At 70.6% G+C, this 13,845-nt stretch carries 10 protein-coding genes; 5 read left to right on the top strand and 5 right to left on the bottom strand.

Going from position 1 to position 13,845, the window contains the following annotated elements; genetic code table 11:
- Positions 1-123: 123 nt before the first annotated feature.
- The 3 genes from ACWDGI_RS22780 to ACWDGI_RS22770 all read left to right on the top strand — a co-directional run bounded on the left by ACWDGI_RS22780 (position 124) and on the right by ACWDGI_RS22770 (position 3,281).
- Positions 124-1,956, top strand: coding sequence for a bifunctional metallophosphatase/5'-nucleotidase (locus ACWDGI_RS22780; RefSeq protein WP_450761716.1), 1,833 nt, complete (start codon positions 124-126; stop codon positions 1,954-1,956).
- A 651-nt stretch (positions 1,957-2,607) separates the two neighbouring features.
- Complete coding sequence (locus ACWDGI_RS22775) at positions 2,608-2,871, top strand: hypothetical protein (protein WP_450761714.1); 264 nt, start codon at positions 2,608-2,610, stop codon at positions 2,869-2,871.
- A gap of 5 nt (positions 2,872-2,876) precedes the next feature.
- A complete protein-coding gene (locus ACWDGI_RS22770; RefSeq protein ID WP_351708373.1) occupies positions 2,877-3,281 on the top strand; it encodes a PIN domain-containing protein in 405 nt (134 codons plus the stop codon).
- A 43-nt stretch (positions 3,282-3,324) separates the two neighbouring features.
- Here the strand turns inward: ACWDGI_RS22770 and ACWDGI_RS22765 are convergent, their stop codons facing one another.
- The 4 genes from ACWDGI_RS22765 to ACWDGI_RS22750 form a co-directional block, all read right to left on the bottom strand.
- On the bottom strand, positions 3,325-3,975 hold the full coding sequence (locus ACWDGI_RS22765) for a hypothetical protein (RefSeq protein ID WP_450761712.1): 651 nt from the start codon (positions 3,973-3,975) through the stop codon (positions 3,325-3,327).
- An 89-nt stretch (positions 3,976-4,064) separates the two neighbouring features.
- Positions 4,065-6,488, bottom strand: a complete 2,424-nt coding sequence (locus ACWDGI_RS22760) for a dolichyl-phosphate beta-glucosyltransferase (protein ID WP_450761710.1) — start codon at positions 6,486-6,488, stop codon at positions 4,065-4,067.
- Positions 6,485-7,183, bottom strand: coding sequence for a GntR family transcriptional regulator (locus ACWDGI_RS22755; RefSeq protein WP_450761708.1), 699 nt, complete (start codon positions 7,181-7,183; stop codon positions 6,485-6,487). Before ACWDGI_RS22755 ends, ACWDGI_RS22760 begins: the two co-directional genes overlap by 4 nt.
- Positions 7,184-7,340: 157 nt before the next feature.
- Entirely contained in the window at positions 7,341-8,696 is a 1,356-nt protein-coding gene (locus ACWDGI_RS22750; RefSeq protein ID WP_450761706.1) for an aminotransferase class III-fold pyridoxal phosphate-dependent enzyme, read from the bottom strand.
- A 210-nt stretch (positions 8,697-8,906) separates the two neighbouring features.
- Here ACWDGI_RS22750 and ACWDGI_RS22745 point away from each other — a divergent pair, with 210 nt between their 5' ends.
- Positions 8,907-10,721 carry a serine/threonine-protein kinase gene (locus ACWDGI_RS22745; protein WP_450761704.1) on the top strand — a complete coding sequence of 605 codons (1,815 nt, stop codon included), beginning with the start codon at positions 8,907-8,909 and terminating at the stop codon, positions 10,719-10,721.
- A gap of 134 nt (positions 10,722-10,855) precedes the next feature.
- Positions 10,856-12,385, top strand: a complete 1,530-nt coding sequence (locus ACWDGI_RS22740; protein WP_450761702.1) for a substrate-binding domain-containing protein — start codon at positions 10,856-10,858, stop codon at positions 12,383-12,385.
- A 29-nt stretch (positions 12,386-12,414) separates the two neighbouring features.
- Here ACWDGI_RS22740 and ACWDGI_RS22735 read toward each other — a convergent pair whose 3' ends face one another.
- Positions 12,415-13,569 (bottom strand): Gfo/Idh/MocA family protein, encoded by a 1,155-nt coding sequence (locus ACWDGI_RS22735; protein WP_450761700.1) that lies wholly within the window; start codon positions 13,567-13,569, stop codon positions 12,415-12,417.
- Between the last annotated feature and the right edge of the window lie 276 nt (positions 13,570-13,845).

Here is a 13,845-nt window from a genome sequence, read left to right as displayed (position 1 = left end):
CCTTGACCGGCCCTTGGGGTATCCGTGGTTACGCCGGTAACGGGCGAGGGTCAGCATCTACGCGGGTAGCCCGCCGCGGCCCGCACGTCTCACCCGTCCTCTGTGCCTTTCCAGGAGTCCTGAATGCCCGTCAATCCCATGAACCGACGTGAGTTCGTGCAGAAGTCGGCCGTCACCTCGGCGGCCGTGGCCGTCGCGGGAACCGTCGGCGCCGGCAGTGCCCAGGCCGCCGAGCGGGGCCACGGTCACGCCAAGCCCCCGAAGGCGCCCAAGACCTGGAGCTTCTCCATCCTGGGCACCACCGACCTGCACAGCCACGTCTTCAACTGGGACTACTACACCAACGCGGCGCCCGTGGACTCCAAGGGCAACACCTACGGCATCGCGCGCATCGCCACGCTGGTGAAGAACATCCGCAAGGAGAAGGGCGAGGACCGGGTCCTCCTCGTCGACGCCGGCGACATCATCCAGGGCACGTCCCTCGCCTCGTACTACGCGAGCGTCGACCCGATCACGGGCAAGGACGGCAAGCGCGGCCCCAAGCACCCCATGGCGATCGCCATGAACGAGATGCGCTACGACGCGGCCGCCCTCGGCAACCACGAGTTCAACTACGGCATCGAGGTCGTCCGCACCTTCGAGAAGCAGTGTCACTTCCCGCTGCTCGGTGCCAACGCCCTGGACGCCAAGACGCTGAAGCCCGCCTTCCGGCCCTACACCGTCAAGCACATCAAGGTCCCGCACGGCCCCGACATCAAGGTCGGCATCCTCGGCCTCACCAACCCGGGCATCGCCCTGTGGGACAAGGACAACGTCTCCGGGAAGATGGCCTTCGCGGGTCTGGTCGAGCAGGCGAAGAAGTACGTTCCGCGGCTGCGCGCCCTCGGCTGTGACGTCGTCTTCCTCACCGACCACTCGGGCCTGGACGGCTCGACGTCGTGGGGCGACGAACTCCCCTACGTGGAGAACGCGTCGAACCTGGTCGCCGAGCAGGTGCCCGGCATCGACGCCATCCTCGTCGGCCACACCCACGTCGACGTGCCGACGTACACGGTGAAGAACGCGGAGACCGGCGAGGACGTCCTGCTGTCCGAGCCGTACTGCTACGGCTACCGCCTCTCCGTCTTCGACTTCGAGCTGGAGCACGTTCGCGGCTCCTGGAAGGTCACCAAGAAGACCGCCACCACCCTGAACAGCAACACGGTCGCCGAGGACCCGCGGATCACCGAACTCCTCACGGCCGACCACAACTTGGTGGTCAAGTACGTCAACACCGCCATCGGCACCAGCACCGAGGCGATGACGACGGCGGAGGCCTGCTGGAAGGACGTCCCCGCCATCGACTTCATCCAGCAGGTCCAGATGGACGCGGTGAAGGCGGGCCTGTCGGCGGCGGACGCGGCGCTCCCGCTGATCTCGGTGGCCGCGTGCTTCAGCCGTACGGCCACCATCCCGGCCGGTGACGTGACGATCCGCGACGTCGCGGGCCTGTACGTCTACGAGAACACCCTGTACGGCAAGAAGCTCACCGGCGCTCAGGTCAAGGACTACCTGGAGTACGCGGCGAAGTACTACCACCAGGTGCCCGCGGGCACGGCGGTGGACACCGCCACCCTCACCAACGCCAACAGCTTCTGGGACTACATGTACGACATGGCGACCGGCGTCGACTACGAGATCGACATCGCGGCCGCCGAGGGCTCGCGCATCAAGAACCTGACCTACAACGGCACCGCGGTCGCCGACGACCAGGTCTTCGTCGTCGCCGTCAACAACTACCGCGCCAACGGCGGCTCCGGCTACCCGCACATCGCCGCCGCGGAGATCGCCTACAGCTCCACCAACCAGGTCCGCGACCTGATGGTCGCCTACGCCACGGCGAAGGGCACCATCGACCCGTCGACGTTCGCGGCCACCAACTGGAAGCTGACGCAGAACGGCACGCCGGTTTTCTAGAACAGACGCCGGTTTTCTCGAACGGACGGAAAATGGAAGGGGCCTCTTCGCGAGGCCCCTTCCGCTTTTCACACTTCACTCGCCGGAGTGAAATGTGTGAACTAAAGCCCAGGAAAAGGGCGTTCCGGCTTGCGCACGCCACTTTGCGTGGCCCTAGAGTCACGATCAACAGATTGCCCCCGCGGTGCGCCAACACCCGGGGGCTCGACACCGGGAGAACTGACTCCGGATGCGCATTCATCGTACGGCGCCCCTGCGCGCCTTCGCAGCCTTCGCCAACTCCCGTTCCAGGGACCGCCGTCTGTCCTGGGCGGCGACGGGCGTACTGACGTACCTCTTGAGTCTTCCGAACGGCTCGTGGATCACGGAGCGCATTCTCGCGGCGCGGCGCCGGGAAGGGTGCATGACGGTCGTCGCCTCCCTGCGTGAGCTGGAGGAACGGGGTTATCTACGGCGGGTGGTGCGACGCGATCCGGTGACCCGGCAGTACTCGACGACCTGCGAGGTGTTCGAGAGGCCGTGCGAATCCGGACCACCAATGGGTGAACTGCGGAAAGTTCACCCGGCGGCTGCGTAGGAACCAGGGAAAGGAACCCGATGACTGCCTTGCTTGACCGGCCCGAGACGGTATACCGAAGGTATACTTGCATCATGGCTGACACCACCGTCAAGGTCGACCCCACTGTCCGTGACCGCCTCATGGTGCTCGCCCGAGAGCGTGGGATGACCATGCGCGACCTGATCGCCGAGCTCGCGGGGGCCACGCCCACCCAGGAGGAACTGCGCAAGCGGTACGAGGAGACGAGGGCGTACTGCGAGACGCACTTCGGTGTGACGTTCACCGACGAGGAGCACGACCGCGTGGAGAAGGTCTGGCAGGACCTTGAGGCCGGCCGGCCCGTGGACAGTCTGTGACCGCCATGAGGGCCGGTTCCACCGGCGTCGTCTTCGACGAGTCCGCCCTGCTGGCGCTCGGCTCGGGGAACTCGCTGGCCTCCCACTTCGTGGCGAACACGGAGCACGGGCCCACCCGGCACGTCTATGTCCCCGCGCTCTGCCTGGCCGCCGCCGACGGCATGCGCAAGGGCGTCGCGGAGCACATCGGCGCCCTTCCGGCCGTCGAGATCGTGGAGTTGGACTTCGCCGGTGCCTCCACGGTCGGCGCGCTGCTCCGTGACGGCGTGGAGTGGCGGCTCGGGCACGCGGTCCATCTGTCCCGGCCGACGGTCGACTGGCCCGACGGGCGTCACGTGGTGACCGTCGACCCCGACCTCTACGCCGACATGCCCCTCGTCCGCACGATCAGGCTGCCGCACCAGCGGTGACGGCACGTCGGTCGGGGCGTCTGTCCACCGGGCGCCCCGACCGTCAGCTGAACACGATCATCGACCCCTGTGCCAGGCTGCGGGTCGCCGCCGCGTGCAGGCCCAGCCAGACGTGGCGTTCGCGGGCGAAAGGACTCGGGTCGTAGGGGGCCGGGACGGCCGGTTCCTCCAGGTCGGTGGGGGCGGAAGGGGCCTGCGGGGCGGCCGGCGGGTTCGCCGGGTCGATGCCGATCGACGGGGCGACGTACTCCAGCTCGCGCAGCAGGCTCTGCGAGGAGCCCAGCGGGCCGCCGCTCGCGAGGAGTTCGTCGCTGGACAGCGGGTTCGGGAAGTCGACCGGCACGTACGCGCCCGCGTGGTCGTAGTGCCAGACCAGGTGCGACTGCTGGGCCGTCGACTCGAACATCTCCAGGAGCTGCTCGTAGTCGCCGCCCAGGTCGTCCACCGGGGTGACGGGCAGACCGCAGACCTGGAGGAGATAGACGCGGCGCAGGAAGTGGAGCGCGTCGTAGTCGAAGCCGGCCACCGGGGCGACCTCGCCGGACAGTCCCGGCATGTACTGGTACACCGGCACCGGCGGCAGCCCGGCCTCGGCGAGCACCTTGTTGTATTGCGCGAGTTCCTCGGCGAACGGGTTGTCGGGCGTGTGGCACAACACGTCGACGAGCGGTACCAGCCAGAGGTCACAGGCCAAAGAGGGCTCCTCGTATCAGCGCGATATCAGCGCGTTCACGGCAAGTGTTCAGCTAGGTGGTCAGGGAAGAGTAATCGGTGCGGCGCCGGTCAGCTCCCCTCGTGCAGGTCCCATACCCAGACCCCACCGGTCCACCTACCGGGTTTTCCGGTCAGAGCCCGGACCGCCTGCCGCAGCTTGTCGTCGTTGGGCTGCGGGGCGACCACCAGGACGCCCGCCTTCCAGTACGCGAAGTCCTTCGCCGCCTGCGCCCGCCAGTTCTTGCCGATCACCGGCACCTTCCCGCTGTAGCGGACGTCACGCAGCATGGAGGAGGTGTAGCGCGGGACGGCACCGTAGATGCCGATGCGGTCCTCGCCGTAGGGGCCGTTGAAGTATCCGCCGGGGAGCTTGAAGCCGAGGTCCGCCGACGTCTGCCAGTGCAGCGCCTCCGCGTACCCGGGGTCGGGGAGCGGGAGCGGGACGAGGGACTCGCCCTTTCCGACGTACGACTTCCACATCCCGCTCGTGATGAACTCCGGGACCGCCGTCCGCTGCTCGGACTTGAGGGGGGCGGGGACGACCGGGAGCAGCGCGAGCGCGATGGCGAGCAGGCCGAAGTACTGGTTGCCGATACGACGGGTGCCCAGCACCTTCTCGAGCGCGAGCGCGAGCAGCACGCCCAGCGCCGGGGCGCAGATCATCGCGACCCGGCCCTCGATCACCGACTCGAAGAGCGGCAGCTTCCGCACCAGCGCCCAGGGGCCGGAATACACCGTGTCCGTCAGCGGGATCCGGATCTTCGGGCCCATGGACAGGACCGCCGCGGCCAGGGAGGTGAACGCCAGCGCCTTGACCAGAGGCCGCGACCACAGCCGTACCACGATCGCGAAGGCGAGCAGGACCAGCGGCCAGCCGTAGAAGGCGTTCTGCTCGGTGGGGTTGAGCGACAGCTCGTCGGCCCGGGCCGCGTCCCCGAAGAGCATCGAGCGTTCGGAGAAGGCGAGGAGCGAGAGCGGGCTGTTTCCGGCGTTGTCACCGTGCAGGACGCTGTGGTAGCTCTGCGCTCCGCTGAACTGCCAGTACAGGGGGTAGGCCACGATCGGGAGGCAGACCGCGCCCGCGATCAGCAGGCCCCGGCCCAGCGGGCGCCAGGACTCCTTCGCCACCTGCGGTCGTACGGCCGCGTAGGCGACGGCGAACAGCGCCATGCCCAGCGCCGCCAGCAGGAACGGCTCCTCGCCCAGGAAGACCTGGTAGGCCGCCATCAGGCCGAGCACGATCCCGTCCCGCCGGACCCGGGTGCCCGCGGCCAGACGCAGGGCGCGGTCGATGATCAGCGGGACCATGAACAGGATCACGAAGTTGGGGTGCGCGTTGGCGTGGCTGACCATCGGCGGCGCGAAGGCCGCCAGGGCCGCGCCGAGGAAGGCGGCACCCCGGTGCCGTACCACCCGCTTCACGATCAGCCAGTACCAGGCGACGGCGGTCGCGGCCAGACCGAGCGCCATGCAGACGCTGAGCGAGACCGCCGGCCCGGCGAGCAGTGTCAGCGGGGCGAAGGGGACGGAGACGCCCAGCATGACCGTGTTGGCCATCAGGTTGACGCCGTCGGGGAAGTTCTGGAGGTCGGAGAAGAACGGGTTCCGGAAGTGCGCGAGGTTGTCCGCGGTCACCGCGAAGAACCACTCCCACTGGTTCTGGTCCTGGAGGGAGTCGGTGAGATAGCGGTGGCCCGGGTCGAAGAAGCGGCCCGAGTAGAGGGCGATCGACAGGGCCAGGAAGAGCACCGGGACCAGCAGGTCGGCCGGGCGCAGGCGGCGCAGCCGGAGGCGGGCCAGGTCCGCGAGGACCTTCGGGTAGGCCAGCGGGCCGACCTTGGAGCCGGGCTGGTGGCCCCAGCGGACCGGCACCTCGGCGATGGATCCGCCGTCCCGGTGCAGATGCTGGAGGACCTCGACGTCGATGCCCCAGCCGTCGAGACGGGAGCCGGCGAAGGCCTCCCGGGCCCGGTCGCCGTCGAACAGCTTGAAACCGCACTGGGTGTCCTTGATGCCGGGCACCGCGGTGGCCCGTATCAGCAGGTTCCCGGCGCGGCCGAGCAGCTCGCGCAGCCGGTGCTGGTGGTCGGATATCTCGGCGCCCGGCACCGCGCGCGAGCCGATGGCCGCCGCGTGACCCTCGCTGAGCGCCTTGTCGAGCGGCTCCAGCTCCTCGATCGGGGCCGCGAGGTCGGCGTCGGTGACCAGCACCCGGCGGCCGACGCTGGCGGCTACCCCGAGGCGCAGGGCGTTGCCCTTGCCGCGGTTGCGGTCGGCGGTGACCAGACGGACGTGCGGATGCCCTAAGGCCGCGACCTCGCGCGTCCCGTCGGTGGAACCGTCGTCGGAGACGATCACTTCCCAGGTGCCGAAGCGGGACTCGTTGCCGGCGAGGTAACGGGTGACGGCGTCGAGCGTCGGGCCGAGCCGGCCCTCCTCGTTGTACGCGGGAATGACCACGGACAGGTCGACGGTCTCCGGGGGCGCGGTCATCCGTTCTCCGACAGACGCTCGATGAGGGCGAGGGAGTGTGTGTTGTACGCGGCGACGATCCCCCGGGCGGCCTCGGTGTCCCGCCGGGACAGCGCGTCGACCAACTCGGTGTGCCGGGACCACAGATACCCGCGTAGATCGGGGAGGCGGCGCAGCTGCTGCACCGCGCACACCCAGGACTGCACGCGCAGCCGGTGCAGGAAGTCGCCGAGGTAGGGATTGCCGAACAGCGCGGACAGTTCCCGCCAGAAGCGCAGGTCGTAGCCGATGAGCACGGTGAGGTCGCCGGCGGTCGCGGCCCGCTGGGCCTCCTCGCCGCGGCGGCGGACCGCGGCCAGGGCGGCGGCGACCCGCGGCTCCTGGGGGTCCTTGAAGGCGGGGTGACGGCCGTCGGCGAGGGCGTGGAACATACCGTCGACGACCAGGCTGCGGGCCTCGATCATGCCCCGGTAGTCGGCGAGGGAGTACTCCGGGACCCGGAATCCGCGGTGCTGGTCGGCGTCGAGGATGCCCTGCGCGGACAGGTCGACCAGGGCCTCGCGGACCGGCGTGGCGGAGACTCCGTACTGCTCGGCGATCTCCTTGACCGTGAACTCCCGGCCCGGCTGGAGGCGCCCGGCGAGCACCTCGTCACGGAGCGCGTCCGCGATCTGCTGGCGCAGGGTACTGCGGGTCACAGCGCCGTTGCCGGGCATCGTCGGGTGCCTCTCCTCACGCGTTCGGGTGACGTGCTCGCTTACATGTACATCTACGAGCACGCCACCTTACGCGTTCGGGTTGCATGAGCGCCCCCTCAGGGGCGCGGGGAACTGCGCGCTCAGCCCCCACTGCCCCGCACCCGAAACGGCGCCCCTACACCGTGTACTCGTCGGCCACGCTCAGCGCCGCGTCGAGCGCGGCGAAGCCCTCCTTCAGCTCGGCCTCGGTGACGTTGCACGGCGGCACGACATGCGTCCGGTTCATGTTCACGAACGGCCACAGACCCTGCTGCCTGGCGGCGGCCGTGAACGCGGCCATCGGTGCGTTGGCCTCCCCGGCCGCGTTGTACGGCACCAGCGGCTCCCGGGTCTCCCGGCTCTTCACCAGGTCCAGCGCCCAGAACATGCCGGTGCCGCGCACCTCGCCGACGCTCGGGTGCCGCTCGGCCAGCGCGGCCAGGGCGGGCCCGACGACGTCCGCGCCGAGCCGCTTGGCGTTCTCGACGACGCCTTCCTCCGCCATCACGTTGATGGTGGCGACGGCGGCGGCACAGGCCAGCGGATGCCCGGAGTACGTCAGCCCGCCCGGGTAGGGCCGCCTGGCGAAGGTCTCGGCGATCCGCCCGCTGATGGCGACACCGCCCAGCGGCACGTAACCGCTGTTCACGCCCTTGGCGAAGGTCATCAGGTCGGGTACGACCCCGGACAGGTCGGCGGCGAACCACTCACCCGTGCGCCCGAACCCGGCCATGACCTCGTCCAGGACGAAGACGATCCCGTGCTTGTCGCAGATCTCCCGGACGCCGGCCAGGTACCCGGCGGGCGGCACCATGATCCCGGCGGTCCCGGGGATGGTCTCCAGGACGATCGCCGCGACCGTGCCCGGCCCCTCGAACGCGATCGTGGTCTCCAGGTGCTCCAGCGCCCGCGCGGTCTCCTGCTCCTCGGTCTCCGCGTAGAAGCGGGAGCGGTACAGGAAGGGCGCCCAGAAGTGCACGACCCCGGCGGCGGCGCCGTCGGAGGCCCAGCGGCGCGGGTCTCCGGTGAGGTTGATCGCCTGCTGGGTGCCGCCGTGGTACGAGCGGTAGGCGGACAGCACCTTCGGGCGGCCGGTGTGCAGCCGGGCCATGCGCACGGCGTGCTCGATCGCGTCCGCGCCGCCGTTGGTGAAGAAGATCTTGTCCAGGTCACCGGGGGTTCGCTCGGCGATCAGCCGGGCCGCCTCCGACCGGGCCTCCACGGCGAAGGCGGGCGCGAAGGTGGTCATCTTCGCGGCCTGCTCCTGGATCGCGGCGACGACCTTCGGATGCTGGTAGCCGATGTTGGTGAAGACGAGCCCGCTGGTGAAATCCAGGTAACGCCTGCCGTCGTAGTCCCAGAAGTACGACCCTTCGGCGCCGGCCACGGCCAGCGGGTCGATGAGGTCCTGCGCGGACCAGGAGTGGAAGACATGCGCACGGTCGGCCGCCTTGACGGCGGCTCCGGCCTGGGGATTGGGCTGAGGGGTCATGGCGCCGAGCCTAGGAGGATCCGGTGCGGACGCGATATCGGCGACATGTTCCATGGCCAGGGGGATTCCGCGACAGGTTGTCCACAGCCCGTGGATACACCGGAGCGACCGGTACCTGTTACGGAACCGTAGACAAGGCGGGTCCCGGCCGCCGGAGCTGCCGGAATATTCTCGGCTCGATCACAAGTGTGGAGAAGGGGCGGATCTGCCATGGAGAAGCTTGGGCCCGGGGATCCGCAGCACATCGGGAAGTACCGGCTGCTGGCGCGGCTGGGCGCGGGCGGCATGGGGCACGTCTATCTCGCCCGGTCGGAACGCGGCCGTACCGTCGCCGTGAAGCTGGTACGGGCGGAACTCGCCGCACAGGAGGACTTCCGGGCCCGCTTCCGGCAGGAGGTGCGCAACGCCCAGCGGGTCGGCGGGTTCTGGACCGCGCCCGTTCTCGACGCCGACACCGAGGCCGCGGTGCCCTGGGTGGCCACCGGCTATGTCGCCGGGCCGAGCCTCCAGCGGGTCGTCGAGCACGACCACGGGCCACTGCCCGAGCGGTCGGTGCGCATCCTGGCCGCCGGGCTGGCGCACGCGCTCACCAACATCCACGCCGCCGGGATCGTCCACCGCGACCTCAAGCCCTCCAACGTGATGCTCACCATAGAGGGACCCCGGGTCATCGACTTCGGGATCGCGCGGGCGCTGGAGACCCTCCCCGGCGAGGGCATCACCCAGACCGGGGCACTTGTCGGCTCGCCGGGCTTCATGGCTCCCGAGCAGGTGCGCGGCGACCGGATGACCCCGGCCTCCGACGTCTTCAGCCTCGGCTCGGTGCTCGCCTACGCGGCCACCGGCCGGCTCCCCTTCGGCTCGACCGAGGGCGGCGCGCACGCGCAGATGTTCCGCATCGCCCAGGAGGAACCGGACCTGTCCGGGCTTCCCGAGGGCATCGCCGACGTGGTCCGCGACTGCCTCCGCAAGGACCCGGCGACCCGCCCCTCCCTGGACGCGATCCTGGCGGGAACGGGAGCGGTCGACACGGTCGAGGAGGGTCGCTCCAGGGACCCCTGGCTACCGGGTTCGCTGGTGGCCCAACTGGGCCGCCACGCGGTCGAACTGCTGGAGGTGGAGGACCCGACGGTGCAGGGGCCCCGGCAGGGCTCGGCCGGTGAATGGGTGCGGGGGCCGGCCGGCCGAGGGGCGCGGGGCGGTGCCGAATCCGCGGCTGCCGGCGCGGGGGCGCTGCCGGCCGCCACCCACCCGCGGCCGGCACCCGACCCGTCCTCCCCCGAACACGCCCCGGCCTCGCACCCGGCCTACGGCTACCCGAACCAGCCCCACCAGCACCCGCAGCCGTACAACCCCTACAGCGACCCCTACCACACCCCCCACACCACCGTCGCCACCCCCGAGCCCGTCCAGCCGCCGCTCTACACGCCCCCGCCACCCCCGCCGTACGACCCGACCCCCGACGGCGAGTCGCGCCGTACCCGCCGTTCCACCGCGCTTCTCGTCATCGTCGCAGCGGTCGTGATGCTGGCCGCCGGCGGCTCCGTGTACGCGCTCATGAACAACGGCGGCGACGACGACAAGGCGGGCGGCGCCTCCACCCCCACCCCCTCGGCGACCACCCGGACCTCCTCCGGGGAGGCGACGCCCAGCGAGTCGCCCTCCTCCTCGGCCTCCTCCACCGGCACCGTGCCCACCGCTTTCCTCGGCACCTGGGCCACGGCGATAGACAACTCCACCGGCCACAACACCCGTGAACTGACCATCCGTCAGGGCGCCGTGGGCGACACGGTCCTCACCCTGGTCGCGGACGGCCCCGGCTACCACTGCGAGTTCGACGCGAAGCTCGCCGCGAAGCCCGGCTCGGGCGGCCCGTTGGAGATCGGTCCCTCCGCGGTCACCACGGGCAGGCCCCGTTCGTCGTGCAGCGCCGGAGAGGCCACCGAGGTGACCCTGCTGCCGGACGGCAGGCTGAAGCGGGAGAGGAAGGACGGCGAGGAGAGCCTTACGTACAGCAAGCGGTGAACTCCCGCGACGCCTGGGGTAGTTGAACGTTCGGAGAACATTCGCCCAGGTGTCCGAATTATCCCGTACCGGCCCCTCCGTGCCCCTTACGGTGACCGCACCATCCGACTCCGGGGAGTGGCGGGGGCACCCACATGGAGTGGCTGAGCGCGGAGAACATCGTGGCCGTCGGCACCGCGGTGGCGGGCATCGCCGCGTCGGCGGCCATCTTCTGGTTCGAGCGGCGCGTCCCGCGCCGTAAACGCATCGGCTACCGCGTGCAGATGGACAACCCGATCGGCGACGACGTCCGTTCGGGCCGGCTCGGCCGGCGCCTCGGCCTCTTCGACGAGGCCCCGGACATGGCCGACGCCACCCTCGTCCTGCTGCGCATCGAGAACGACGGCTCGCAGGGCATCGGCCGCGACGACTACACCAGCCCCGAACTGCACGGTCTCACCGCGGTGTTCAGCGACCGGACGATCCGCGGTGTCTCGGTCACCCAGCCGACCGACAGCCACCACCTCATGCCGCACTTCACCCCGGAGCGCGGCTTCGGCTACGCGGGCAACTCCCTGCGCATCCCGCGCGTCCCGCTCAACCACGGTGAGCACTTCAAGCTGCTCGTGCTGCTGTCCGGAGGCGACGTCGGCCGGGAGATCAGGCTCATCGGCGGTATCCACGACGGCGAGGTGCACCCCAACCGCAGCGCCACCCCGGACGACGCGACCCCGCTGTTCAGCCGCGCCTCCCGGCTGATCGCCACCATGCTGACGCTCAGTGTCGTCACCCTGGCCACGATCGTCGTGGCCCGCGACGACAGCCCGCCGCCGATCGGCTGCGCTAAGGGCTCGTTGAAGGTCTACGGCTCGACGGCGTTCGCGCCGGTGATCACGGACGCGGCCGGGAAGTACGAGAGCGACTGCGAGGGAGCCTCCATCCGCGTCGACGCGCACGGGTCGACGGCCGGGATCAGGGACCTGAACAGCGCGGGGGCCGACGGGAAGGCGAAGGGCTCCCCCTCGGTCGTGGCCCTCTCGGACGGCCCCAAGCCGCCCGGCATGCCCGAACTGCGCGAGAACCGGATCGCCCTGGTGGTCTTCGCCCTGGTCGTGAACGACGACGTGAAGCTGGCGGACCTCGCCACGGCCGACGTGCGCCGGCTGTACCGGGGCGAGATCACCAACTGGAAGCAGCTGGGCGGCCCCGACCTGCCGGTGAAACTGGTCAGCCGGGACGCCAACTCCGGGACCCGGCAGGTCTTCCAGCGGCGGGTGCTGAAACGCGGCGAGATCGCCAACTCCTCCGTCGACTGCGTGCACAAGGACGACCCGACGGCGAAGGTGATCCGCTGCGAGCTGGACTCGACCGACCAGGTGCTGTCGGAAGTGGCCCGGCTGAAGGGCGCGGTCGGCTACGCCGAGCTGAACGTGGCGGCCGGGGCGAAGGGCCTGCACGTTCTCTCCCTGGACCACGACGCCCCGTCCGTGGAGGCGATCGAGAGCGGCCTCAGCCCGTACCCGTACCGCGAGATCGAGTACGCGTACACCTACGGCCGGCCCGCGGTCGGCACACTGGCGTCGAGCTTCCTGTCGTACGTCGTCAGGGGCGACGGCCAAGACGTGATCCGCACGCACGGGCAAGTGCCCTGCTACACCCCGGTGGGGATGAAGCTCTGCCGGTGAGGCCGGTGAGGCCGGTGAGGCGCGGGGGTTCAGCCGAGGCTCACCCAGGTGCCCCCGGCGGCCGAGCGGCTCATCGCGTCGAGGGCGGCCGCGCTGTGCACGGCGTCCCGCAGGGTCGGGCCGTACGGGGTGTCCTCCACTATGGAGCGCAGGAAGTTGCGGGCCTCGACGACCTTGAGGTCGTCGTAGCCCATGGCGTTGGCCGCGCCGGGCTGGAAGGCGCCGTACTCGCCGTGCCCGGGGCCGACGTGGACCGTGCTGACGGGCTGGTCCTGGTAGGAGGTGCCGCGGCTGACGCCGAGTTCGCCCATCCGCCGGTAGTCCCAGAAGACGGCGCCCTTGGTGCCGTGCACCTCGAAGCCGTAGTTGTTCTGCTCGCCGACCGAGACCCGGCACGCCTCCAGGACGCCCCGGGCGCCGGAGGCGAAGCGCAGCAGGCAGTTCACGTAGTCCTCGTTCTCTACCGGGCCGAGTACGCCGCCGGTGGCCAGGGTGTGGCCGGCGGTGGCGCCGGTGGGGCGGGCGCGCTCCGGGATGAAGACGGCGGTGTCGGCGGCGAGCGCGGTGATCTCCCCGAGCAGGAAGCGGGCCAGGTCGACGCCGTGCGAGGCGAGGTCGCCAAGAACCCCGCCACCGCCGCGGGCCCGCTCGTAGCGCCAGGTCAGGGCGCCGTCCGGGTGGGCCGCGTAGTCGCTGAAGAGGCGGATGCGCACGTGTGTGACGGTGCCCAGCTCGCCGGCGGCGATGAGGTCACGGGCGTACGCGACGGCGGGCGCGTTGCGGTAGTTGAAGCCGACGGTGCCCTGGACGCCCGCCTTCGCGACGGCGTCGGCGACCGCGCCGGCGTCCTCCGCGGTCAGCCCGACCGGCTTCTCGATCCAGATGTGCTTGCCGGCCTCGGCCATGGCGACGCCGATCTCCCGGTGCAGGAAGTTCGGCGCGGTGATGCTGACGGCATCCACGCGCGGGTCGGCGACGACCTCACGCCAGTCGCGGGTGGTGGACGCGAACCCGAACTGCGCGGCGGCCTCCTCGGCCCGGCCCGGCACCTCCTCGGCGACGGTCACCAGCTCGGGGCGTACGGGCAGCTGCGGGAAGTGGTGGGGGACCCGCTGGTAGGCCTGGGTGTGCACCCGCCCCATCCAGCCGAACCCGACGACGGCGACGCCGAGCCTACGCACCATGTGGCTGCCCCTCTTCGGACCGTTCCGCGGACTGTCCGCTCACGATGCGGGGCCGCTTCCGTCGATGTCAAGACATTAGGCCGTCGTGACAAATCTCCTCACGGGGACCTGGCCGGGACATCGCCTGGGCCAGGCGTGGCCTCGCCGGACCTCGCCGGACCTCGCCGGACCTCGCCGGACCTCGCCGGACCTCGCCGGACCTCGCCGGACCTCGCCGGGGCGACGCCGGGTCTCGCCGGGGCCTGGCCATGGCATCGCCTGGACCGGGCGTGGCCA

The organism is Streptomyces sp. NPDC001220 (assembly GCF_053597895.1).
The sequence above is the reverse complement of the archived record's forward strand: the minus strand, read 5'-3'. Positions and strand labels throughout refer to the sequence as shown.

Excerpts from the sequence above, each read along its gene's own strand:
- ACWDGI_RS22780 (WP_450761716.1), top strand. The coding sequence starts at position 124 with ATGCCCGTCAATCCCATGAACCGACGTGAGTTCGTGCAGAAGTCGGCC.
- ACWDGI_RS22775 (WP_450761714.1), top strand. The coding sequence starts at position 2,608 with ATGGCTGACACCACCGTCAAGGTCGACCCCACTGTCCGTGACCGCCTC.
- ACWDGI_RS22770 (WP_351708373.1), top strand. The coding sequence starts at position 2,877 with ATGAGGGCCGGTTCCACCGGCGTCGTCTTCGACGAGTCCGCCCTGCTG.
- ACWDGI_RS22760 (WP_450761710.1), bottom strand. The coding sequence starts at position 6,488 with ATGACCGCGCCCCCGGAGACCGTCGACCTGTCCGTGGTCATTCCCGCG.
- ACWDGI_RS22755 (WP_450761708.1), bottom strand. The coding sequence starts at position 7,183 with ATGCCCGGCAACGGCGCTGTGACCCGCAGTACCCTGCGCCAGCAGATC.
- ACWDGI_RS22750 (WP_450761706.1), bottom strand. The coding sequence starts at position 8,696 with ATGACCCCTCAGCCCAATCCCCAGGCCGGAGCCGCCGTCAAGGCGGCC.
- ACWDGI_RS22745 (WP_450761704.1), top strand. The coding sequence starts at position 8,907 with ATGGAGAAGCTTGGGCCCGGGGATCCGCAGCACATCGGGAAGTACCGG.
- ACWDGI_RS22740 (WP_450761702.1), top strand. The coding sequence starts at position 10,856 with ATGGAGTGGCTGAGCGCGGAGAACATCGTGGCCGTCGGCACCGCGGTG.
- ACWDGI_RS22735 (WP_450761700.1), bottom strand. The coding sequence starts at position 13,569 with ATGGTGCGTAGGCTCGGCGTCGCCGTCGTCGGGTTCGGCTGGATGGGG.